This window comes from Shewanella sp. ENK2, assembly GCF_043568515.1.
In the GTDB taxonomy this organism is placed as follows: domain Bacteria; phylum Pseudomonadota; class Gammaproteobacteria; order Enterobacterales; family Shewanellaceae; genus Shewanella; species Shewanella japonica.
The window spans coordinates 157,166-179,770 of the sequence record NZ_CP171406.1; the positions used below are offsets into that span (position 1 = coordinate 157,166).

Annotated in this window: 18 protein-coding genes, 3 tRNA genes and 2 pseudogenes; 2 read left to right on the forward strand and 21 right to left on the reverse strand. The window is 40.2% G+C overall.

Annotation, left to right across the window (positions count from 1 at the left end; genetic code table 11):
• Nucleotides 1-158 precede the first annotated feature (158 nt).
• Both yqfB and ACGEDC_RS00730 read left to right on the forward strand, forming a co-directional pair.
• Entirely contained in the window at nucleotides 159-473 is a 315-nt protein-coding gene (gene yqfB, locus ACGEDC_RS00725; RefSeq protein WP_394495820.1) for a N(4)-acetylcytidine aminohydrolase, read from the forward strand.
• A 93-nt stretch (nucleotides 474-566) separates the two neighbouring features.
• The gene (locus ACGEDC_RS00730; RefSeq protein ID WP_394495822.1) at nucleotides 567-1,310 is read left to right on the forward strand and encodes an SGNH/GDSL hydrolase family protein; all 744 of its coding nucleotides are present in this window, start codon (nucleotides 567-569) and stop codon (nucleotides 1,308-1,310) included.
• A 58-nt stretch (nucleotides 1,311-1,368) separates the two neighbouring features.
• Here ACGEDC_RS00730 and ACGEDC_RS00735 read toward each other — a convergent pair.
• The 21 genes and pseudogenes from ACGEDC_RS00735 to ACGEDC_RS00835 form a co-directional block, all read right to left on the reverse strand.
• Nucleotides 1,369-2,430 (reverse strand): annotated as a pseudogene (locus ACGEDC_RS00735) (alcohol dehydrogenase family protein).
• Nucleotide 2,431: 1 nt separating this feature from the next.
• Nucleotides 2,432-2,947, reverse strand: coding sequence for a TetR/AcrR family transcriptional regulator (locus ACGEDC_RS00740; protein ID WP_394495824.1), 516 nt, complete (start codon nucleotides 2,945-2,947; stop codon nucleotides 2,432-2,434).
• Nucleotides 2,948-3,431: 484 nt separating this feature from the next.
• Nucleotides 3,432-3,517: transfer RNA gene (locus ACGEDC_RS00745), tRNA-Leu, on the reverse strand.
• Between the two features lie 50 nt (nucleotides 3,518-3,567).
• A tRNA-Cys gene (locus tag ACGEDC_RS00750) sits at nucleotides 3,568-3,641 on the reverse strand.
• A 14-nt stretch (nucleotides 3,642-3,655) separates the two neighbouring features.
• A tRNA-Gly gene (locus tag ACGEDC_RS00755) sits at nucleotides 3,656-3,731 on the reverse strand.
• Between the two features lie 181 nt (nucleotides 3,732-3,912).
• Complete coding sequence (gene pgsA / locus ACGEDC_RS00760) at nucleotides 3,913-4,461, reverse strand: CDP-diacylglycerol--glycerol-3-phosphate 3-phosphatidyltransferase (RefSeq protein WP_055026385.1); 549 nt, start codon at nucleotides 4,459-4,461, stop codon at nucleotides 3,913-3,915.
• A 45-nt stretch (nucleotides 4,462-4,506) separates the two neighbouring features.
• On the reverse strand, nucleotides 4,507-6,339 hold the full coding sequence (gene uvrC, locus ACGEDC_RS00765) for an excinuclease ABC subunit UvrC (RefSeq protein WP_394495827.1): 1,833 nt from the start codon (nucleotides 6,337-6,339) through the stop codon (nucleotides 4,507-4,509).
• 48 nt (nucleotides 6,340-6,387) lie between these two features.
• On the reverse strand, nucleotides 6,388-7,032 hold the full coding sequence (gene uvrY, locus ACGEDC_RS00770; RefSeq protein WP_055026383.1) for a UvrY/SirA/GacA family response regulator transcription factor: 645 nt from the start codon (nucleotides 7,030-7,032) through the stop codon (nucleotides 6,388-6,390).
• Between the two features lie 312 nt (nucleotides 7,033-7,344).
• Nucleotides 7,345-7,940: pseudogene (locus tag ACGEDC_RS00775) on the reverse strand (hypothetical protein).
• 255 nt (nucleotides 7,941-8,195) lie between these two features.
• Complete coding sequence (locus ACGEDC_RS00780; RefSeq protein WP_394495830.1) at nucleotides 8,196-9,215, reverse strand: HD-GYP domain-containing protein; 1,020 nt, start codon at nucleotides 9,213-9,215, stop codon at nucleotides 8,196-8,198.
• Between the two features lie 53 nt (nucleotides 9,216-9,268).
• Complete coding sequence (locus ACGEDC_RS00785; protein ID WP_394495832.1) at nucleotides 9,269-12,043, reverse strand: PAS domain-containing hybrid sensor histidine kinase/response regulator; 2,775 nt, start codon at nucleotides 12,041-12,043, stop codon at nucleotides 9,269-9,271.
• Nucleotides 12,031-13,698, reverse strand: a complete 1,668-nt coding sequence (locus ACGEDC_RS00790; RefSeq protein WP_394495834.1) for a PAS domain-containing protein — start codon at nucleotides 13,696-13,698, stop codon at nucleotides 12,031-12,033. The genes ACGEDC_RS00785 and ACGEDC_RS00790 overlap by 13 nt, the downstream gene beginning before the upstream one ends.
• 124 nt (nucleotides 13,699-13,822) lie before the next feature.
• Complete coding sequence (locus tag ACGEDC_RS00795; protein ID WP_394495836.1) at nucleotides 13,823-13,966, reverse strand: hypothetical protein; 144 nt, start codon at nucleotides 13,964-13,966, stop codon at nucleotides 13,823-13,825.
• A gap of 49 nt (nucleotides 13,967-14,015) precedes the next feature.
• Entirely contained in the window at nucleotides 14,016-15,611 is a 1,596-nt protein-coding gene (locus tag ACGEDC_RS00800) for a hybrid sensor histidine kinase/response regulator (RefSeq protein WP_394495838.1), read from the reverse strand.
• A gap of 61 nt (nucleotides 15,612-15,672) precedes the next feature.
• Nucleotides 15,673-16,332 carry a potassium channel family protein gene (locus ACGEDC_RS00805; protein ID WP_394495840.1) on the reverse strand — a complete coding sequence of 220 codons (660 nt, stop codon included), beginning with the start codon at nucleotides 16,330-16,332 and terminating at the stop codon, nucleotides 15,673-15,675.
• A gap of 12 nt (nucleotides 16,333-16,344) precedes the next feature.
• The gene (locus tag ACGEDC_RS00810) at nucleotides 16,345-17,457 is read right to left on the reverse strand and encodes an AI-2E family transporter (protein WP_394495842.1); all 1,113 of its coding nucleotides are present in this window, start codon (nucleotides 17,455-17,457) and stop codon (nucleotides 16,345-16,347) included.
• A 316-nt stretch (nucleotides 17,458-17,773) separates the two neighbouring features.
• Nucleotides 17,774-18,871 (reverse strand): helix-turn-helix transcriptional regulator, encoded by a 1,098-nt coding sequence (locus ACGEDC_RS00815; RefSeq protein ID WP_394495844.1) that lies wholly within the window; start codon nucleotides 18,869-18,871, stop codon nucleotides 17,774-17,776.
• Between the two features lie 44 nt (nucleotides 18,872-18,915).
• Complete coding sequence (locus ACGEDC_RS00820) at nucleotides 18,916-19,965, reverse strand: DUF2955 domain-containing protein (protein WP_394495846.1); 1,050 nt, start codon at nucleotides 19,963-19,965, stop codon at nucleotides 18,916-18,918.
• On the reverse strand, nucleotides 19,955-21,121 hold the full coding sequence (locus ACGEDC_RS00825; protein WP_394495848.1) for an HlyD family secretion protein: 1,167 nt from the start codon (nucleotides 21,119-21,121) through the stop codon (nucleotides 19,955-19,957). The genes ACGEDC_RS00820 and ACGEDC_RS00825 overlap by 11 nt, the downstream gene beginning before the upstream one ends.
• Before the next feature lie 285 nt (nucleotides 21,122-21,406).
• Entirely contained in the window at nucleotides 21,407-21,805 is a 399-nt protein-coding gene (locus tag ACGEDC_RS00830; RefSeq protein WP_394495850.1) for an ACT domain-containing protein, read from the reverse strand.
• Nucleotides 21,806-21,865: 60 nt separating this feature from the next.
• Nucleotides 21,866-22,363, reverse strand: a complete 498-nt coding sequence (locus tag ACGEDC_RS00835) for a nuclear transport factor 2 family protein (protein WP_394495852.1) — start codon at nucleotides 22,361-22,363, stop codon at nucleotides 21,866-21,868.
• Nucleotides 22,364-22,605 lie beyond the last annotated feature (242 nt).

The following is a 22,605-nucleotide window of genomic DNA, read 5'->3' on the forward strand; positions in this document are numbered from 1 at the left end:
TCCATGGCAATGGACAAAAAAACGCACATGATATGTTATTCAGGTCGTTAAGTTAAGCTACCTGATTAGATTGTGAAATATGACGAAATTGAATCACTTGCTAGATGTATAATAAATATCGCAAAATGTTATCACTACAACACAAGAATATCCGTTAAATGCCTGAACTAACCCCTATTAGCTTTTTTAGTCGCTTTGAAGAAGATATTTTATCTGGTGCAAAAACGATTACCTTACGAGATGAATCTGAAGCTCATTTCATCGAAGGCGAAACCCTCAGAGTGTCGATATTTGAAGACGAACGCTGGTTTTGCAATATTAAGGTTATTTCGATAAAGAAAGTGGCATTTCATCAGTTAGATGACACTCACGCTATGCAAGAGAATATGCCTTTAGACATGCTGAAATCACTCATACAAGAAGTTTACCCAGGCGTTGAACAACTTTATGAAATCAAGTTTAGTCTGGTTTAATGCAATAACTTAACACAACAAACGGAAAGGACACCGACATATGCATTACCTTAGTTTATTACTGCTTTGGCCTGTCTATCTCGTGCAGGCCATTTGGGTAAAAAAACGACATTACCATTACCAGAAGCAACAGGACTGCGAGAAGGAGTCGATAATCTAGCGCCTCATGATGGCTCATTAAATCAGGCATTAAATCAAACAGTCGACCCATTAAACCTACTCATTGTCGGTGACTCTGCCGCTGCTGGCGTAGGAGTGGAAACCCAACAACAGGCGCTTACTGGGCAAATTCTGTCTCATTTAAAATCACGTCATTCGGGTGTTAACACCCATCACATTCGTCAAGTTCATTGGCAATTGATTGCTAAAAGCGGTAGCAATACTCAAGCGTGTGTAAATCACCTTAATAAAGTGATCCCTGATAACAGCTCAAAAAATATAGATATCGCGGTATTATCCTTAGGCGTTAATGATGTACTAAGCCCCATTACAAGCAGTACTTGGATTCTCCACATTGAGCAACTTTGCGATTTATTAAAAAGCAAACTTAATTGCCAACACATTATAATTACCGCAGTGCCGCCGATGGAGGCTTTTCCTGCTTTACCGCAACCTTTTCGTTGGTTTTTAGGCGCACGCGCCGCTGAATTTAATCTCGCTTTACAACTTTGGGTATCAAAAAGCGATTTCCCCTGTGAACTATTAAATATGCGCGAATCGCTCACTGATGCGGTCATGGCTGAAGATGGTTTTCACCCTAGTGCTGAGGTTTATCAACACTGGGGTAAAATGGTGGTCGACCTCATCGAAGTGAACCAAAATCAACAAGTCGGTTAACTAAAAGCCAATCAATGATGCTACAAGACATTGTTGGCCATCATTGCATTAAGCATACTTAGCCAACAGTGAGTACAATTTTCCCAACATGTTGTTTTTGCTCAAACATCAGCTGAGCATCGTTAATCTTAGCTAAAGGAAAAACCTCTGCAATCACAGGGGCTATCTTTTTCTGCTCAATAGCCTTAACTAAATTTGGAAACACGTCTGGTTCAAGCACTGTGCAACCATAAAAACTTAAATCTTTTAAGTATAAGGTTCTTACATCAAGCTCAACGATAGCACCACCAATAGCACCGGATACCGCATAGCGTCCTCCTGGCATCAAAATATCTAACAATTGTGGCCATTGCTTGCCAGCCACCAAATCAATCACCACATTGACACTGTTTCAGCCTAAGCTTTTCACTAAATCAATATTACGCTCCAAAACTTGATCGGCTCCTAATGCAAGAAGTTGCTCATTCTTACTTGGGCTGGTTACAGCAATCACCTTAGCACCACGTGCTTTTGCTAACTGAATTGCTGCGGAGCCAACACCTCCAGAAGCACCAGTGATCAATACCGTATCCTTGGCAGTCACTCTAGCTCGAGTTAGCATATTTTCAGCCGTTGAATAGGAACATGGAAATGATGCCAACTCCTCATTAGAGTACTCACTATCTATAGCATGGGCATGTTGATCGGCCACCACTGTATACTCTGCAAACCCTCCATCACATTCTGAGCCAAAATACCAAGGGCTCTCTAAACGTTTTCCTTTAGCGAAACGTAAACACGGCTCAATTAACACTCGCTGGCCTATTCTATTGCGGTTAACACCTGCCCCAACGGCCACTATCACGCCACACACATCCGCACCTTGGATCCGTGGAAAAGTTAATGCATTACCTGACCAGCTGGCATCGTCGCTATCAGCATCAGATTTCGAGTACCAAGCCGTTCTGGTATTAATGTCCGTATTATTCACACCAGCGGCTAATACTTTTATCACCACATCTTCATCCGTAAAACTTGGAACAGCAATGTCATTGTTTAACGTTAAGACTTCGGGCCCGCCATGGCCTAAAAGCTGAATCCCACTCATGGTAGGTGGCAATGATGTTGAAATGGGTGACATATTAGTGCTCCAGTAACGTGGTTATTGTGATTTTGGTTGAGATAAACGCATCAGCACCTAATAAAGGCGATACACTTGATACGCCCTCGTGCAAGATGAATAACTGAGTGGCCAGATCAGGTCGTTGACAAACATTACCTAAGTAATGCTTAACTTGTTGTTTATGCGTATCTACCGCGTCTTTGATCGCTTCATTTTCAGGAAAAGCAGCAATGGCATTCATCGACATACATCCGTTAGGCGCATATTGCTCCATCCACTGCTGCAAGCGATCAAAAATACACAGCACAGATTCTGTCGCAGAAAGTGATGTTGTATCTTGTTCCAAAAAAGATAAGTATCGTTGGTGACGATAATCTAACGCAGCGACAATCATTTCTTCTTTAGAAGGAAAATGTTTATACAAGGTTCTCAAACTCACATCACACGCTTTTTGTAACTGAGAAACACTCGGTTCAGCAAAACCAAACTGGCTAAACACATCTTCAAGACTCGCTGCAATTTGTTGTTTAAGCACAAAAACACCTACTAGTAGAATGAACACTCTACCCATAGTAGAGTGTTCATTCTACTTTGTGAACTTATATTGATTAAACTGTGGGCTTGTTCAAAAAACAGTTAATAGAAATGAGCAAGTAATGCCCCCAATTAGGCTTAAACAGACACAAGCGACTTTCATACGACAAAGTTTTAACAAGGCGAAAAATGTTAACTTTTCCCCAAGAAGCAAGTTTCAAATTTTAGATACAAAAAAGCCCCAACTTTCGTTGAGGCTTTTCGCACCATACATCTTAATACTAAGTTGTATGTAAATGATGGTACCCAAGGCCAGACTGGAACTGGCACGCCCTATCTTAAAACGACGAGGGATTTATCTTTTGCCCTAGACATAGAGGCAAATTCAAATTTTAGATGCAAAAAAGCCCCGACTAATGTCGAGGCTTTTTTGCACCATACACTTAATACAATAAGTCGTATGTAAGCTCTTCATAGAAGAATAATGGTACCCGAGGCCAGACTTGAACTGGCACGCCTATTAAGCGAGGGATTTTAAATCCCTTGTGTCTACCGATTCCACCACTCGGGCAAAAGTGTTGTTTTAACTGTATCTAAATCAATACAATTAAACAAAATTTGTGGAGGCGCGACCCGGAGTCGAACCGAGGTCGACGGATTTGCAATCCGCAGCATAGCCATTCTGCCATCGCGCCGTATAGAGAATGATTGGAGCGACATATCGGGTTCGAACCGATGACCTATACCTTGGCAAGGTATCGCTCTACCAACTGAGCTAATGTCGCAATCATTTGCTTATCTTCTCAAATAAGCCTTGATGTCATCTTGCTGCAACCTTGCGGTTATATGCTAGAGCATCTCTGTCTACGGGGGTGCATTCTACCGATTTCACTGTCGGTGTCAATTGCTGTTTTCAACAAAACTAACTGAATGAACACTAAATAAACTTATTGAACTTTTATTAAGCTACTCTGCCGTTAAGTCTTTCCAAGCTGCTGAAATATAACTCATCATAGACCAGAAAGTCAGCACTGCAGCAATATAGAATAATCCATAAGCCACATTGGTCAAGAATTCATTAGGCTGCCAAATTAAGCCAACAATCGCGACCATTTGAGCTGCTGTTTTATATTTACCAATCCAAGAAACCGCCACAACACCCCGTTTGCCGATTTCAGCCATCCACTCACGTAATGCGGAAATAACAATTTCACGGCCAATCATGAATAATGCAGCCAATGTAAGATAAATATTGTCATTTTGCTGAACCAGTAACACAAGCGCTGTTGTTACCATTATTTTATCCGCAACCGGATCAAGAAACGCCCCAAAACGCGTCGATTGCTTTAACTTTCTTGCTGCATAGCCATCTAATGCATCTGTGACTGCTGCCAGCCAAAAGATAAATGCAGAAGCAAACGGCGCCCAAGAATATGGAAGATAAAAAACAATCACAAATACCGGTAAAAGTAATAACCGAAAAAGTGTTAGCGCTATAGGTAAATTAAAAGGCATGAAAGAAACCAAATAGTCAGAAACAGCGCCAATCTTGCCTTAATTTTATCCCCCTCGCAATGCATCATGGATTGTTTGTGCCATTTCTAGGCTAATTCCGGGCACTTTTGTTAATTCTGCCACGCTAGCGCCCTTCACTTCTTGAATTCCACCTAAATGTTGTAACAATAACTTACGTCGTTTTGGCCCAACACCAGTGATTGACTCTAGTGTTGATGTGTTTCTGGTTTTTTGACGTTTATTACGATGCCCAGTAATAGCAAATCGATGTGATTCATCACGAATATGTAAAATTAAATGAAAAGCAGGTGAATCACTAGCCAGCTCAAAGGTTTGTTCATTATTACCAAATACAAAGGTTTCTAAGCCTGCTTTACGGCCCTCACCTTTTGTTACCCCAATCAATAAAGGAGGATTATCAAGATGCACACACTTTTCATCAACGATTGCCTGAGCAATACGTAATTGCCCTAAACCACCATCAATAAATACAATGTCAGGCACCTTTCCGTTGTTATCAATTTTATCAAAACGTCGCTTTAAGGCTTGCTCCATCGCAGCATAGTCATCGCCCCCTGTTATACCGTTAATGTTATAACGGCGATAATCTGCCTTGTGTGGACCTTCGCGATTAAACACCACACAAGAAGCAACAGTACTCTCACCCATAGTATGACTGATATCAAAACATTCCATCCGCGATATAGGCTTGGTGAACTCTAATGCTTCTTCTAGTAGCTGAAAACGTTGTTCGACGGTATTTTTGTGGGACAAGCGAGTATTAACGGCATTACTTGCATTGGTCACAGCCAAACGTAAAAAGTTAGCTCGCTCACCACGTACATGGGTTTTGATTTCGAATTTGCGTTCAAGTGCTGTTGATATGGTGGTTTCCAAAACGGCTTTTTCAGCAAATGATTCACTGATTAACACTTCTTTAGGAATAGTACGTTGAATATCGGCATTTAAATAAAACTGCCCAATAAAAGACACCAATACTTCTTCAAGTTCGGTTTCAGCAGGTACAGATGGGTAATAGCTTCGACTGCCAAAAATTTTACCATCTCGAATAAATAACAAATGAAAACACGCAATACCCGAGGCGTAGTGTACGCCAATCACATCCATATCGCCCTTGTGGTTCGACACTTCTTGTTGCTCCGCAACTCGCCTTAGTGCGGTGATTTGATCTCGATATTGGGCTGCCGACTCATATTCCATTTCGGTTGCAGCATGATCCATCTTAGCAACCAGTTCAGTGATCACCTGCTTATCTTTGCCACGTAGAAATAACCCTGCAAGTTTAACTTGCTCTGCATAGTCGCTATCAGAAACAGCGCCAACACATGGCGCACTGCAACGAGAGAGTTGGTATTGTAAACAAGGTCGAGAGCGTGACTTATAATACAAGTCATCACATTGACGAATAGGAAACAATTTTTGCATCAGGTGCAAACTTTCGCGCACCGCTCCACCATTGGGGTAAGGTCCAAAATAATGGCCCTTCTCTCTTTTAGGACCTCGGTGATACGCCAAACGTGGGTGTTTATGACCACTCAATAAAATATAGGGATAGGATTTATCATCTCGAAGCAATACATTGTATTTAGGCATGTATTGCTTGATGTAATCATTTTCCAGTATCAATGCGTCAGTTTCACTGTGAGTCAGTGTGACATCGATATTGGCAATGCGAGCTACAAGCGCTTGGGTTTTTACATTAGGTAAATTAGCGCGAAAATACGAAGAAAGGCGCTTTTTGAGATCTTTTGCTTTACCAACATAAATCACTTCGCCCTTGTCATCGTACATACGATAGACACCAGGCGAAGAAGAAACGGTTTTTAAAAATAAAGCTGAATTAAAACGAGATGGCATTCACTATCCTAGGATAGGTGTTAATACCATGGGCATAACACCTAGCGTTTAAAAAGAACTGGCATCGAGCATTTTGTAGCGAATTGCGAGACGGGTCAACTCCACATCACCACCGATATCTAACTTAGCAAACAAACGGTAGCGATAGCTGTTAACTGTTTTAGGGCTTAAATTGAGTTTCTCAGAAATATCATTTACTTTTTCACCATTGGTAATCATCAACATGATTTGCAGCTCTCGTTCAGACAAGCTGCTAAATGGATTCTCATCTGAATGGCTAAATTGACTCAATGCCATTTGCTGGGCAATTTCTGGTGATAAATAACGTTGGCCACGAGAAACTTGCTGGATAGCACGTAATACTTCAGGTGAAGTGGAACCTTTGGTTAAATAACCCGATGCGCCAGCTTGCATAACTTTAGTTGGAAATGGGTCTTCTGTTTGGACCGTTAAAACAATGATTTTAGCTTCTGGTTGATATCGTAAAATCTTACGTGTGGCTTCTAATCCACCCATACCCGGCATATTCATATCCATCAAGATTACGTCAGCTTCGTTTTGACGCGACCATTGCACAGCAGTCTCTCCGTCTGGGGCTTCCCCAACAACTTTAATACCTCGCTCATCTTCTAGTAAGCGACGAATACCGGTTCTAACTAACTCATGATCATCAACTAAATATACTGAAATCAACTTCAACCCACCTTAAAAACATTCGTCCTGAACATCATTTTAATTTTTATTATATTAACTAGGGTAATTTATCTTATTGAGCGACTCACGGAAAGCGAAAAAGGCGACAATCACTGTAGGAATATGTATAGAGTGTCATTGAAGCTCGAACAATTTACGTTTGGAGCGACAACCTAACAGTCCCTTTAGGTTGATTAGCCTATTAAACAGACAATAAAAAACCGTAATGATAATGTTCATTACGGTTTCATATCTTGCTTTGGTCAGTGTGAACTAAAGACGCTGACTAAAACGTCATAGTCACTCTGTCGATTACTTTTCATCATTTTCGATGAAATCATCAGTAAAGTCAGTTGGCCAATATTTGTAACCTTGTACGGTTGCCTGAGCAGCAGCCCCCATCAAGTTGACTTGGTATGTTTTTACACCGCTCACGTCAACAGATTGGTTTGCAGACGCTTGATCACCGCTTTCTTCATACTTAGCACTGGCTTCTGCTTGTGCTTGACCTTCATAGCCGGATTCTTTAAAACGTGTCATTGCATCGTTATCCATAAAGGCTTGAACGAATGCCATTTGCTTCCAGCCAATACCAGCGCCAACACCACCTGTAGCAAAACGATAATAAGAGTTTTGTCCATTTGACGTTAATACACACACACCACCGCCAGTAGAAAGAGCAAATAAGTAACTGTTGCTCCCCGTACAAACAACATAGCCAACAGATTGTGCAACTGCTGTTTTAGCACCACTATGTTCAGCATAAATTTCTTGTAATGCCGCTTGTGTTTCTTTACGCGCATTGGCTTTTTTGACTCTGGTGTGTCGCCTGTAGCACAACCCGTAAGTAAAGCCGGTACCATCACTGCAGCTAAAAGACATTTTTTACTGAATAAAGTCGTAGACATAGGTGTTTTCCTCTATGGAGTAAATTGCAAAGTTTTATGACATCAGTCACTGTATTTTTAATGCACGTTGAGCGATGACTTACCCTAATATTGGCTCGGCTTCATCAAAAAATGGCTTGAAATACTATCAGCACTAATTGATTGAACAGCAGCTTCTCAACGACTTGATATGCAACAAGTATAATCTTGGTTATCTGACATTAGTTACCATTTTATGCCAACCCGTTAATACATCTGCCAGTTACACCAATCTAATTAACCTTCATCTCTAAATTTAGCCTTAATTTCTACAACTTGCTCAATATTTTCAACAAACAATTGCACTAATTTAGGCTCAAAGTGACTGCCTGCTTCTCGTTTAAGTAAGGCTACAGCTTCCTCAACAGACCAAGGTTTTTTATAAGGGCGCTCACTGGTCAAAGCATCAAATACATCTGCCACAGCCACAATCCGGCCATAAAGGGGAATTTCTTCACCTTTCAGTCCATTGGGATAACCTGTTCCGTCCCACTTTTCATGATGAGTCAATGCCACCTCTTGTGCGATTTTTAAAAGAGGTGAATCATTATCGCCAAGTATTTCAGCTCCAATGACACAATGATGTTTCATTTCATCAAATTCTTCAGCGGTTAATTTGCCAGGCTTTTTTAAAATGGCATCTGAGACGCCAATTTTGCCAACATCATGCATAGGTGCTGCATGCATTAATACTTCTGCATCTGCTTCATTGATACCCGCTGCTAACGCCAAAATATGCGTGTAGTAGCTCATACGAATAACATGCATTCCTGTTTCATTGTCTTTGTATTCAGCCGCTCGGCCTAGCTTTCTAATAACATCGAGTTGATTTTGCGCAATTTCAGCCGTTTTTTGCTGCACTTTTATCGCCAGCATACGATTTTGATCTGTCAGCGCTAACTGAGTCTGCACTCGACGTTGAACAATAGGAGGATTAAACGGTTTGGTAATATAATCAGCCGCGCCAATATTTAGTCCTTTAATTTCATCATCTGCTGAAATTTTAGCAGTAACAAAAATGACAGGTATATGGTGAGTTCTTTCATCCGCTTTTAATTCCTGACAGACCTCATAGCCATCTATTCCCGGCATCATTATGTCGAGTAAAATTAAATCCAACGGAATCGCTCTAGCAATCTTCAGCGCTTGCTCACCATTTTTTGCGATTTTGATATGATAATCAGCCTTCAGCACACCCGCGAGAACATCAATATTTGCTGGAGTATCGTCTACCACCAATATCGTTTGTTTTTCCATCTGTTCTCCTATCGCTTAATGTTATGTAAACAAGGTGCTGACGAAAATGTCAGCTAAGAATCAAGTTGATTTAATTGCTCAATCATTTGCTTAGCTATTTCCATAGCCGTATCTAATTCATATTCGCTTAACTGCTTTTCTAATAATTTATAATTATGAAGTAATGGCTCGACATTCAAGCAATCACCGTGGTCGTCTAAATACTCAGTTGCTTCCATATCAAAGCTTTCAAGCATCGTAATCAGTGCTGATAAGGTTTTAATCGCTAATGGTTTATCTAAGGTTAAACTATTTTGTTGAGCTGATAATGTCGGCATTGAGTTATTAATCTCTGTGCATACTTCACTAAGCGCTTTTTCCAATATAAGAACAGTCTTAACATTACTCTCTGCTAACTCTTGCTCAAGCTTAGCGGCTAATTCTGCTAAGTGTTCAGCGCCAATCATTCCAGCAACACCTTTTAAAGTGTGCACAAGTCGCATTGCTAACGTCTCATCGTTAATTGCTATCGCACGGGTGAAAGCCCCCACAAAACCCGATTGCCCAGCAACAAATTTTGCCAACAGTTTACGGTAAAGCGCTACATCGCCTTGCGTTCTTTGCAGACCTTGCGCTGCATTTATCGATTTAAATGGATTAACAAAATCATGATCGTTATTTTTATCAATTGTCAGGCTATTCACATCAATAGGATTTGCTGGCGATATCCATTTAGCCATTGTGATAAACATTGCTTCTACATCAATAGGTTTAGGGATATGATCATTCATGCCAGAGGCTATGGCTTTTTCTCTATCGCCAGCCATAGCATTTGCAGTCATCGCAATTATCGGTAAATCAGCATTTTCAGCAATGGCTCGTAATTTTGATGCCGCTGTATACCCGTCCATTACAGGCATTTGGCAGTCCATTAAAATACCGTCAAACTTTTCTTTAGCTGCCAAATCCAGTGCTTCTTGCCCATTTTGAGCTAACGTGGTGATAATTTGTTTGCTGTTTAATAGTTCTTCAATCAATTCTTGATTCAAATCGTTATCTTCAGCGATTAACACACTGGCACCTGCCAAATCAGTTAAAGCTTGTGTTAATTCGCTTTTAGAGGTGGTATCTGCAGCATAAGGGCTAGCATCTGACAAAACGTAAGATAAGGTTTTCACCAAATTAGTCTGAGTTTGTGGCTTAGTTAAAATACTATCAAAGTGCACATCAGATGCACTCATGAGTAAGTCTTCTTTGCCGTATGCAGTAATCATAATGAGCTTAGGCTTTATCTCAGGCTCAAGCTCACCAATAAAGCGTGCGACATCTAAGCCACTGACTTCGGGCATTTGCCAATCGACGATCGCCACATCTGGCCGCTCACCTGCATTAATTAAATCTAATGCTGCCTGGCCTGATTCAAGCGCTTTTACTTTCATGCCCGCTCTCATCAACAAGCTTGATAACACTTCACGGGCAGCTTGATTGTCATCGACTAACAATACTGACTTCCCTTCAAAACTTACAAGATGATTTGCATTTCGAGGAGAAGAGGCAATTGGGTTTAAATCAAAAGGAGTAGAAAGATTGAACGTACTCCCAACCCCTACTTCACTACTTAATGTGATGCTGCCGCCCATCAATTCAGCTAGATTTTTACATATGGCTAAACCTAAACCTGTGCCGCCATATTTTCGTGTTGTTGAAGCATCTGCTTGTGAAAAGGCATTAAATAATCTCGATTGCTGCTCAAGGCTCATGCCAATACCAGAGTCTTTCACAGAAAATGTTAAATAAGCTTGAGTTGACGTGAGCTTGTCTAGCATCACCGAGATAATGATATTGCCATTGTCTGTAAATTTAACTGCATTATTGGCTAAATTAATTAATACTTGGCCAACTCGTAAGGGATCACCAAGTAAGTTTTCAGGGATCTTGTCATCAATATCAAATAGCAGCTCTAGTCCTTTCTCTGCCACCTTTATACCAATTAAATTACTCACATTATTAAGTAAGTCATCAATACTTAGGTCAATATTTTCAATATCTAACTTGCCAGCTTCAATCTTAGAAAAATCAAGAATATCGTTAATAATCCCCAATAATGATTGGGCTGAGTTATTGGTTTTTTCAATATAGTTACGTTGCTGACGGGTTAACTCTGTTTCAAGCGCTAAGTGAGACATACCAATAATCGCATTCATCGGCGTACGAATTTCATGACTCATGTTCGCTAAGAAATCACCTTTTGCTTTATTAGCATTGTCAGCCTCAGCAATGGCGTCCGCTAGCTCGCGCTCCAATTCTTTTGCAGCGTTAACATTAATATGTACTCCACTAATACGTTCAGGCATGCCTTTGTCATCAAATTCTGACGTCTGACCGATACTTAGAATCCAGTCATAGCTACCGTCTTGTCGAAGCAACCTGAATTCCTGACGGACAATCTGATTTGGGTCGTGTTCAACAATGGAGTTAGCGTCAAAAATATCAGCTTCATCATCGGGGTGAACTAGCGATGCAAATGTATCTACACCATTTTTTAATGGCGACCATTTATCTTCGTTGGCGCAAACATCGAGTTGGCGATACCCTAGCATTTCACTGTACATTCGATTAACGACAACACGATTTTGATTCGGATAAAAATCCCACATTCCCATCTGAGCACTTTTTGCTGCGACTTCAAGCTTCTCTTCTGAATCAAGTAATAAGTTTTCAGCTAATTTCTGTTCAGTAATATCAAATACTGTACCGTCGAAATAGCATTCTTGCTCATTATCAGTTAATTCGAATTTCGCCATAATCTGGACATAACGTAACTCGCCAGAGCGATTCATAATTCGCATATCGAGTAATACTTTGCCGTTTTGTAATGCAGCTTCGCGAACCTTTTCAAAAAACCTTCGCCGTCGTTCCCTACTGCCAAATCAACGAAACGCCTTACAGGGTTCTTACCAATAAAGTCACTCACTGGATAACCGGTAATATGTTCAAAATTCGGGCTAATATAAAAAACGGTAAAGTTATTTTTCTTCAAATCAACGTAATTACAACGAAATACTGCTCCTTGTATATTCTCAACTAAGGTCTGATATTGCTGCTGATTCTTCAGCATTTCAGCCCTGACAGTCTCTTGTTCGTTGACATCGAGCAGCGCTAAACGGATCTCAGCTAAACTTCCATCGGGATGAAACTCGGTTCGTACCGATAATGACACCGCTAATGCGCCACTTGAGTGAGTGTGCAAATACAATCTCGCATCTGAGGTATCTTCCCCTTGTAATGCCGATTCAAAAATCTGTTTACCTTCACCATCATCTGTTGCTAATACATCCATCCATTGCAATGTCGCAAATGCTTCACGGTCATGACCGGTTATTTGAGAAAACTGCTTGTTATGCTTGGTAAAATTGCCATTTTTATCTAAGGTGGCATAAGCTACAGGCGAGTTTTCATATAAATCCCATAACCTATTTTCACGTTCTTGCAGATCTTTGGTTCTAATCGAAATGGTTTTTTCTAATTTTTCATTATTGATTTGCAATCGCTGCAATACATGACGACTCAGCCACAAACTGGCAGACGTGAGCAATAAACAAGACAAAGCAATAATGCAAATTAGGGTAATAATGATATTTTTGAAATATTGAAAATTACTGCTCGCTTCGTCAATACTCATTTCTGTCACAATGCCGAAACCGTATCGCTCATCCCACTTCCAGGCACCGATAACTTCGACACCTAAATAGTTTCGATAACTTTTAAAAGAGTTACCGTTATTTTGCGAACTCACTTGCTCAGCAGCATAGGTTAAACGTCTTTCATTATGACTTTCGGCAGCGGGTTCATCTGGCGTTAACTCTCGCTGAGGGTTAGTGACATAAAGATTAAGTACTGACATTTGACCAGGCTCTAATAAGCCAAGCGAAACTAATTTATTTTCATGGCGACTGTGAGATAACATTCTGCCCATGTGATCAACAAAGTATGACTCGCCAGTATCGCCCACAGCACCACTTTGGGTTAAGTTTGCGAACTCTAAATATGGATCAATTCGTAACGATAACACTGCTGTAATTTCACCGTTATCTTGAATAATTGGACTGAGTACAAACATGGTGGGAGTATCTGAACGGGTAATCCCCAAGGGGTTTAACAAGGGAACATCTGAGCGCATTGGCGGGGTTATGACGATTTTACCGCTTATTGCTTCATTAAATAAATTAGGATAGATACGTTTTACAATGTTAGTTAAACCAAGGTTTGTATCTCGGCTAGACGCGAGATTTTTACCATCTAAGCTAATAATAAAAAAACCTAATGAACCAAAAGAGTCACTGTAACGTTCATAAGCATCCCTAGACCAAATTAAGTGCTCACTGTCTAGTAACTCTTCTTTATCTGCGCCAATATTTTCTAGTTTAATGGCTCGCTTTAATAACAAAGGATTTGTCGCAACCGCATTGACACGGTCTTCCCAACCTTTTACCCATGACGACAAGGCGGCATCCGTCGTTAAGGCTACAGATTTTAGTGCTTCAGAGCTTTTTCAATATCATGTTTATAAGCAATGTTAAGCCCGATGTTGGCAATCGTTGTCATTAATGCCAAAAAACTACAGACGATTAAGCCAATATAAAGGCGGTTTTTGTCATTGGAAAAAAACGCGTAATATCTTCATTTGCTTCGGTGCGCAAACGTAAAAATAGCCAACCTAAGAAAATAAGTAATCCTACTGAAGCCAACATCAAAAACGCATTGATTTCCATAACCTTCCTTAATTTCGGGCGCAACCCCTGAATCTACATAATGACTTAATTACTCATGCGGGAGATACACTGACACGCTAGTCGTTTGGTTTACATCATCAACATCTAATGCCACTTTACCTTGCTGAGCCTCGGCAAGTAATTTGGCTGAATATGTCCCAATTCCTGTGCCATCTCTTTTGCCTGCTGAGACATACTTTTGCCAAAAATGTTGTCGGATATCTTCATCCACGACACCAATATTTTGAATACTCACTTTTAAGAAGGCTTGTTTGGTTTCAGGCTCCTGCTCACGTTGTAGCATCACCGAAACTCGTGTTTTACTTGGCGCAGCTTCACATGCATTCTTTAATAAATTGAATAACATGGAATAACTTAAACTTTCATCACCCATTGCAACATAATCTTCATCACCGTCTTCTTCGCAATCAAGATAGATAAGCAGGTGCTTAACCTGAAACGTTTTCTTTAACACAGCAATGATTTTTTGGATAAGGGCAAGTATAGAGAATCGTTTAGGGCTTAACACAAAACGCCCCGTTTCAATTTTATACAGTTCACTGGACATATTAATCATGTTCAACAACTGAAATGTCATGTCCTCAGCAATCGTCGCATTTTCAGCGTTATTTTTAGAAATATGTGGGTCTGACTTGATTTGCTCAATCAATGCCATTAACCCTGCAATAGGCCCCTTTAAATCATGCTGTAAAACTTGCTGTACTTCTTGTTTGAGTTTTTCATTTGCCACTAAACTGTCGAAATCTGATTGCAAATTCTTATGCATAGTCACATAAGCCATCAAATTCCGTACTCTTAATTTGAGTAGTTCGGGTTGTATTGGTTTACTGATATAGTCAACCGCCCCACCATCAAGTCCTTGCAGTTGATACTTATCTTCTGTAAGTGCTGTGACAAAAATGACGGGAATATGCTCCGACAATGGATGTTTTCGAAGTTGCTTTAACACCTCAAAGCCATCCATATCTGGCATCATAATATCTAATAAAATAATATCTGGAGGCGTGTCAGACTGAGCGATTTCAAGCGCCTTCGCCCCTTGTTTAGCCAGCTTAACTTGGTACTCGTCTTTTAATAATCCACCTAATAAGGTTAAGTTATCGGCAGTATCATCAACAATGAGTACTGATGATTTTTGATGTTTATCTTGCTTATTAAGATTGAGAGCTATATCACTTTCTGCATCTGATTGCTCACTCGTCGATGTTGCCTCTTGTGCTACTACACCAGCTTTATTACTCACAAAACCTTGTAAGCATTGAGTGACCCTTTGTTGCAATATCATGCTGTTAAATGGTTTGATAACAATATCAGTCACACCTTCTGCAATGGCCTGACTGACGCGTTCTCTGGCAGCTTCTGCCGTGATCATTAAAAAAGGAATATATTGAAATTTTGGTGTGCTTCGAACCACACAGAGTAATTCAATTCCAGACATGACCGGCATGTTCCAATCGGAAATAATAAGGTCAACATGGGTGTTTTTAAGTATGTGTAGTGCCTTAGCGCCATTTTCAGCTTGATAAATTTGGCCAACCCCAAAGCGACGTAATTGATCAGAACTAATTTTGCGAATAGCGTCCATATCATCCACTATTAACACGGTTTTCTTCGCTAATTCCATGAAACCTCTTCTATCTGAATCAAGCCACCAAACTGAAAGATAACGCTTTATTAGTTCGCCTTTAAGAGTCTGTTTGTGACATTTTTGCCCCGACTAAGCTTGCCACAATAATTGCCATATAAAATTGCCCACAAATCGCCTCTGAAAAAGCAAAAAAGCGAGCAATGGGCATATTTGGAGAAATCTCACCATAACCTACGGTCGTGAGGGTGATATAGCTGTAATAGATTGCCGTCGAAAAATTATCAGTCCATTTCTGCACTTCAATGCCATTAAAAGCGGCGCCAAATATCTCAATCAATAGTAAATATATAAAAGCCCAAATTAGACCTAATAGTAAAAATATACAGATAGAACCTATAATCTGATTCGTGGATATTTTGCCGCTGAACAATACTTGTTTTGCTGCGCGATAGGTTGCAACGACGAGAAAGGCCAAAATTGTTAATAAGCCAACAATATCAAGGTTAAGTAATTCAAAAACCGAGCCAATACTGGCAAATAACAACGTCGTGATCATTAAGCCAAAGGTTGATCGAATCCAGCGTTTATTCTCGCCTAGACCGATAACAGCAATAGACAAGCTCATGACTGTGGTACCAACAATAATCATTTGCCCAGCTTCAAAAAACTGCTCAACCAAAGCTGCACTTAACAGCACTAATATTAACGAGCCAAGAAGGTAAATAAAGTTATCTTCTTGGGACATATGTTTATTCATTAAGCTTTACCTTTACTCTTTTTCTGCATCTGGTAACACAGATTCACTATCAAGCTCAGCCGTTTCAACCACAAGCCAAGCTGAGAAAAGTTTGTAACTCAATGCAAGAACAACGGCTCCAACAAATAAGCCAACAATGCCAGATAGAATCATCCCACCAATTGCACCTAGCAATATCACTAACATAGGAATATCAACGCCGCGCCCCATTAACATAGGTTTTAAAAATGCGTCACTGGCACTCACCAAAATACTCCAAATCATGAACATAATGGCTACCGTTGAAGATTCCACGGTAAATACATACGCAATAATGGGGCCCAAAATTAAAATAGGCGGCAGCTGAATAATGGCTAAAATAAGAACCAGTAACATCCAAATACCCGTACCCGGTACACCTGCTAAACCTAAGCCAATACCCGCTAAAATGGATTGAATAAATGCCACGCCAATAACGCCTTGCACCACACTACGAACCGTAGCGACTGCAAGTTCAGAAAACTCTTCACCATGTTTACCAGCAAGCCTTACCGAAACCTTATGAAACATCTGGTTTGAGCCTTGGGCCCGAGACATGAATACACCTGCAATAATTATCGAAATCAGAAACTGTAAGACGGTCATCCCAAAACTGCCGAATATACTTGCAGCCTTAGACGAGAACCCTTTGATTTCATCAGCGTAGGTTCTGACAACTTTTTCTAGGTCAGAAGAAACCGAAGACCAAAAGTTATACAGCTTTTCACCAACTAGCGGTAGATCAGCTACAGATTCTTTGGGCGCTGGAATCACTAAAGTACCGTCATGGACTTCAGCGATAAAATCTTGAGTGCCTGACACTATCGCGCCAGAAAAAAGGAAAGTTGGAACTAGTAGTAATGACAGAGCAAGTAACGTGACCAGCAAGCTAGACTTACCCACTGATAGTTTTACTTTTTTGCTGAGTAATATCACCACTGGATAGAGTGCAATAGCAATAATACCACCCCATAGAATCGGCATGATAAACGGCTGAATAATTTTAAAACACCAAATCACCATAATGAAAATCAGTGCAATTTTAATCGCAGCATCAACTGCTGCATGAGTAAATCCTGCAGGCGTTGAAATGTTCTTGTCACTCATAAATTGTCTATCCCTGGTTTAGTGGCATTCCATTGAATGAAAGGTAACGCCACAAGATGTCATCAATGTGTCGCTAACTCGCTTAAACAAAAGTAATTTCAATAATATTTAGTTTAAAAATATAGCTTATGTTTGTTAACTTTTCACCTGTTACAAATTAAAAACAATGATTACACTCAGTAACAGGAAATAACCTGTATTTTCTACTAAACAAGTAAAATTTTACGATATAAAACCTGCATTTAACTTATAGCAGTTGCCGTTTATATTTTCGCACAAACATGCACGATTAAACCTTAGTAATTAATTGGCAGTACTAGTGCTCAATTAAACTGTTGCGAAACGCCCTTGGTGACATACCAGACATACGTTTAAAAGCACGAGAAAAGTGTGCAACATCAGCATATCCCAAGGTTGCTGACACTTGGGTCACTGCAATGTGACTATCAGCCAACATTGTTTTGGCTTGTTGAAAGTAAATATCATCCACCATTTGCCTGTAACTCATGCCTTCTTCAGATAGCCTACGTTGTAATGTGCGCACACTTAACCCCAATAAATCGGCTGCTGTCGTAACGGATAAGCGACCAAGCGACATGTAAGGTTGTAAAGCAAACTGCAAGCTGGCTACAAAACCTTGAGGGCTTTCTATTGCAAGCTTAATAGTGGGATCCCAGCCTTCTTTCAGTTTCACTTTACAATTTAACACTTCATCAGAAATGCTTAATGCTGTGACACGTCTAGAGTAATAAACCTGTGGCTCATCAAGCTTTAACACTTTCAAATATTCGGCTTCACGAGATGACTGTAATCCGATATCAATTGGTTGCCAGTGAGTTTGAGTCACGGCTCGTACTAACTCGACCATCATGGTTAGCGCAAATTGTTCTGAAAGGTCTATTTCAATGGGATCATCTTTTTGACGAAAACGGGCAAACCATACCTTACCTAAAGCAGTTTTCAATTGAACATGGGTTTGTTTAGACTCCAAGTTAACCACATGAGTAAAGTCAGTTAATGCTTGTCTTACGGTACCTTTTAGGGAGATTTTAGCTAAATGCTGAGGAATAAATATTGAGCGAGCCACCTGAAATAACCACTCGGAAAAACGCTCTTTTCCAAGCCTCTCTGCCATGAGTTTAAGTAAATTCATAACAGCTTGTTCAGATACGTAATCATATTTATCAGTTAACAAACTTTCAGGTAAGCCAGCTTGTTCAATAATGGGGTAAATGTTGTTTTCGAAATCTTTTAAGCGCGCCACAAATGGAGCAATATATTCTGCTCTAAGCAGAGGAATAAAGGGACTTTGATTGTCGATATCTTCAATCTGCGAATCATTAGTTACCGCAGCCACATTATGTGAATTGCTACTGGTATTTTCGATATCGTTATAAGACTTCTGTGACGGCATTTCTCACCCTCAATTTCTCATCATGTATTCCCATGACGCTCAATTTAGATTGCGGTTCTTTTTTGTAAAAATTTCCAATTACGGGTTTCAAGATAAAAAGAAGCCACCACCATATACACTCCAACCATAAATAACTGCGTAATACGAATATAGAAGTTGGTAGCAACATCTGCATCTGTAGATGATGCCGTAGAACCCACAACCACTAACAAAGCTGAAAATATACCCGCAAAAATGGGCGCTTTAACTGGATCAGCATAGATTTTTTGACTAAATAGCAAAGCACAAATCATCGCAAGGCCAACGTAAAATGTTAGCTCTGGCACGATGACCAGCAAGTTATAAAATACAATGGCTAATACCCCGCCTATGCCATTGGTTATTAATAAAAACAGGCTGACTTTTACACTTTTACTTCCAGCTGATTGCAACGATAAAATTGCAATAAAAATCATCGTGAGCAGCGCACCTGTAATTTCGAATAAAAAGAAAAAAGTAATCACAGGAAAAGCGATAATTAACGCACGAACAGACTCATATAAGCGCTCATCTGTAGTTAATCCTGCAGCGACATGGGTTTCGCGGTTTGGCGATAAATCAGGTAGTAAAATATGAAGTAAAGCGAAAATCAGCACAGCCACTAAGCCTGAAAAGCTTAAGCCGACACCAACAAAAATCGCAGCGCCAGGGTGTAAAATTCCAAGATATGGAAGTACCAATGTTGAAATAATCAACATCGTGGCAAAAAAGTTCCACTTAGGATCTGAAAACAGGTAATAAGCCCATAGCATCATCACAGCTAGCAGTGGTAACAGCACCATAGGATATTGTACTGGGCCGAAGCTCACTATCCATGCAATTGCGATCGTCACTACCATCGAAATCAGAAGCTCATACACTGTTTGAACCGTTGGCTCGGTTCTGTCGACTAAAAATTTAGCCACAAAAACAGGAACAATAAAAGCTAATTGCCAAGCAAAGATAGCAGCAATAGCCACCGCCAGCCCCACACCTAACGTAAAACGTAATACCCTGCGGGTAAAAATCGCTTCCTCAAGCTCTGGGTCGATGGCTTGGCTAGTGTTATCTGACATAAGAAAACCAGCTAACTAAGCGGATCCAGAATTTACCAAACAAGTTCATGATTGAACTTTCTTGGGTATACACCATGACATCAACTTGACCACCAACACGTCGTAAGCCTTGAGCCTCTTCTTTTTCAAAAACAATGGTGACAGGGAAACGTTGTGACTGTCTTAACCAACCTGTTTGACCTGTAGTTTGGGCAAGCTTACCTGTTTGTTCATTTTGGCCCCAATCTACACCGTAATCGATGTAAGCGACTTTGCCAGTGAAGACTTCACCAGGTGCATAATCCAATGCAAATTCCACTTTATCGCCAGGTTTCATATTACCAATACTGTTTTCTCTGAAGTTAGCTTCAATCCATACATCTTCAGAAGAAATAAACGTCATGACAGGCTGACCGGCACTGGCATAAAAGCCTTCTTTTAAACGAAAGTTAGAGGCAACACCATCAGTTGGCGCTTTGATTTCGGTTCTCGCTAAATTTAGCTCCGCCTGTTCCAGCGCTAACAGGGCTGATTTTACAGCAGTATTATTCTCACCTTCTGAGCCTAAACGTTCTTCAGCCTTGGCTAAGTCGGCATTGGCTGCTGCAACACCCGCTTCAGCACTGGCTAATTCAGCACGAGCATTATCAGCATCAGCTTTAGACATAACATTTTGGTCAACCATGGTAAAAATACGCTTTGATTGAACTTGAGCATTGGTGTAGTTAGCTTCAGCATTCGCCACTTTTGCTTGTGCCGCAGTGACATTGGCTGTTAACGCCCCCATGTTTTGACCTGCTTGGGTCACATTCTGCTGCGCAGTAAATAGTGCGATTTCGTAATCACGTGGGTTAATGCGCGCCAATACCTCGCCTTCTCGTATTAAGGTGTTAGGCGTAGCTAAAATTTCAATCACCTCACCAGAAACCTGCGGCGTTATTGGCACCACAAAGCCTCGAATTCGGCCTAAATCTGTAGAAGGGATATATCGGTCGGCAAATAAATGAAAGACAAACAAAAAGCACACCACAAGCAAAATGATATTGGTCACTTTTCGAATCTTTTGATTTTTGGCTTTATCTGCAGCCGTATCAGCTGCGGGAGCTTGGTCCACTTTAGCCTCTTCAGCTTGAACGGCTACCTCTGTTGAAGACACTTCTTTACTCTTATCAGTCATAACCTTCCCTTGAATCGACAAATATTCAGCTGCTAAATAGCACCGTTAACTTGGCAGAATGTTAACAGCAAATTAGAGACTTGTTAGTATAAATGCAGTATAGAATTAATTTGATATGGAACTCAAATATAACCATGAAATTAGCAAGTTATATTATGAATCTTGGATTAAGCGGATATATGATTAATTAACAGCAAACAGATTATTATGCGGAAAAACAACAATGTGAATAGCATAATAATCCAAAAGTATTCATTAGCTATGCTTTAAAAGAGTAAAACTAAATCACAACGCAGAAAACTCGTTTAAGGCTGACATTGCAAGTGATGCTTTATCTACAGGCACAAAAATATGGTCATGATAATAAGCAGCGATAACATTGGCACTGATGCCATTATCAGTCAACTTTTGAGCAACGGCAGCGGTGAGTCCTACCGCTTCTAAGCTAGAATGCACAGTTAAGGTAATTTGTTTAAACCTCGCCTCAAATGGTAAATAAGCTTGAATAGCTGATTCAGCTGCAAGTACTAATGTGAGCCCTTCTTGCTCTTGAAAAAAGCATAAGGGATTTAAATGAGCATAATCAGCTATGCGCCCTTTAACACTGCAAAAGACAAATTCTCCTGCTTGTAGCTCTGGTGACATACTTGATAGTAGCTTTGATAAATCCGTTATGCCTGACATCTTAATTCCTTGGTTGCTCTTAGCTTATTTAGCACTTTACTTAGCTTTCTACTTAGCTCTTTACTTAGAATAATGCCTAATCACTGACACCTTGCCATTGTCGATTTCAAGCACTTCAAATGAACCATTATCATGATGGGTAACTTGGCCATTATCTGGGTGTACTCCTTTGGCAACGGTATGAAACTCAATCATAATCACATTATGTCCATAAGCTTGATTAGTGAGTTTGGCTGAATACTCATCGTGTGATGCTAAGTAGTAAGTCATTCCTTTACGCAGTGCAGCTTTGCCATCTGGCTGACGACTATCATCATCACTCCAAGGTAAATGTTGATAACCCACATCATCAGTTAAAAAAGATAAATAATGTTCTAAATCTTCTTTGGTGGCATCAGGTTTTTGTGAACCCTTCCATGCTTCAAAGTAATCTTGAGTAAACGCTTGATAGTCAAACTCAACTGCAGCCGGTTTATCTTCAGCCAGTGCTTTAAACGGTGTAATAGCAAGTAAAGACAAAGCCAACAACATCTGCAGCGATACACGTAATTGAGCCATAATTGAGCCATATTAGTTAAAAAATTCCAGTTAAAAAATTCCATTTCATCATATTTTCCTTAACGCTAAGAACCATTACATCTGATTTCACTAATTTAAGTCTGTAACTTACTGAATAAAAAACTGAACTGCAACGGCTGTTAGCTAAGGTCGTCACAAAGGTCATTACTAAGAGCGTAAACCAAGGCTAAAACGAAGGGATAATCAAGGTAGATAAGCGGAGCAATTAAACTAAGGAATGA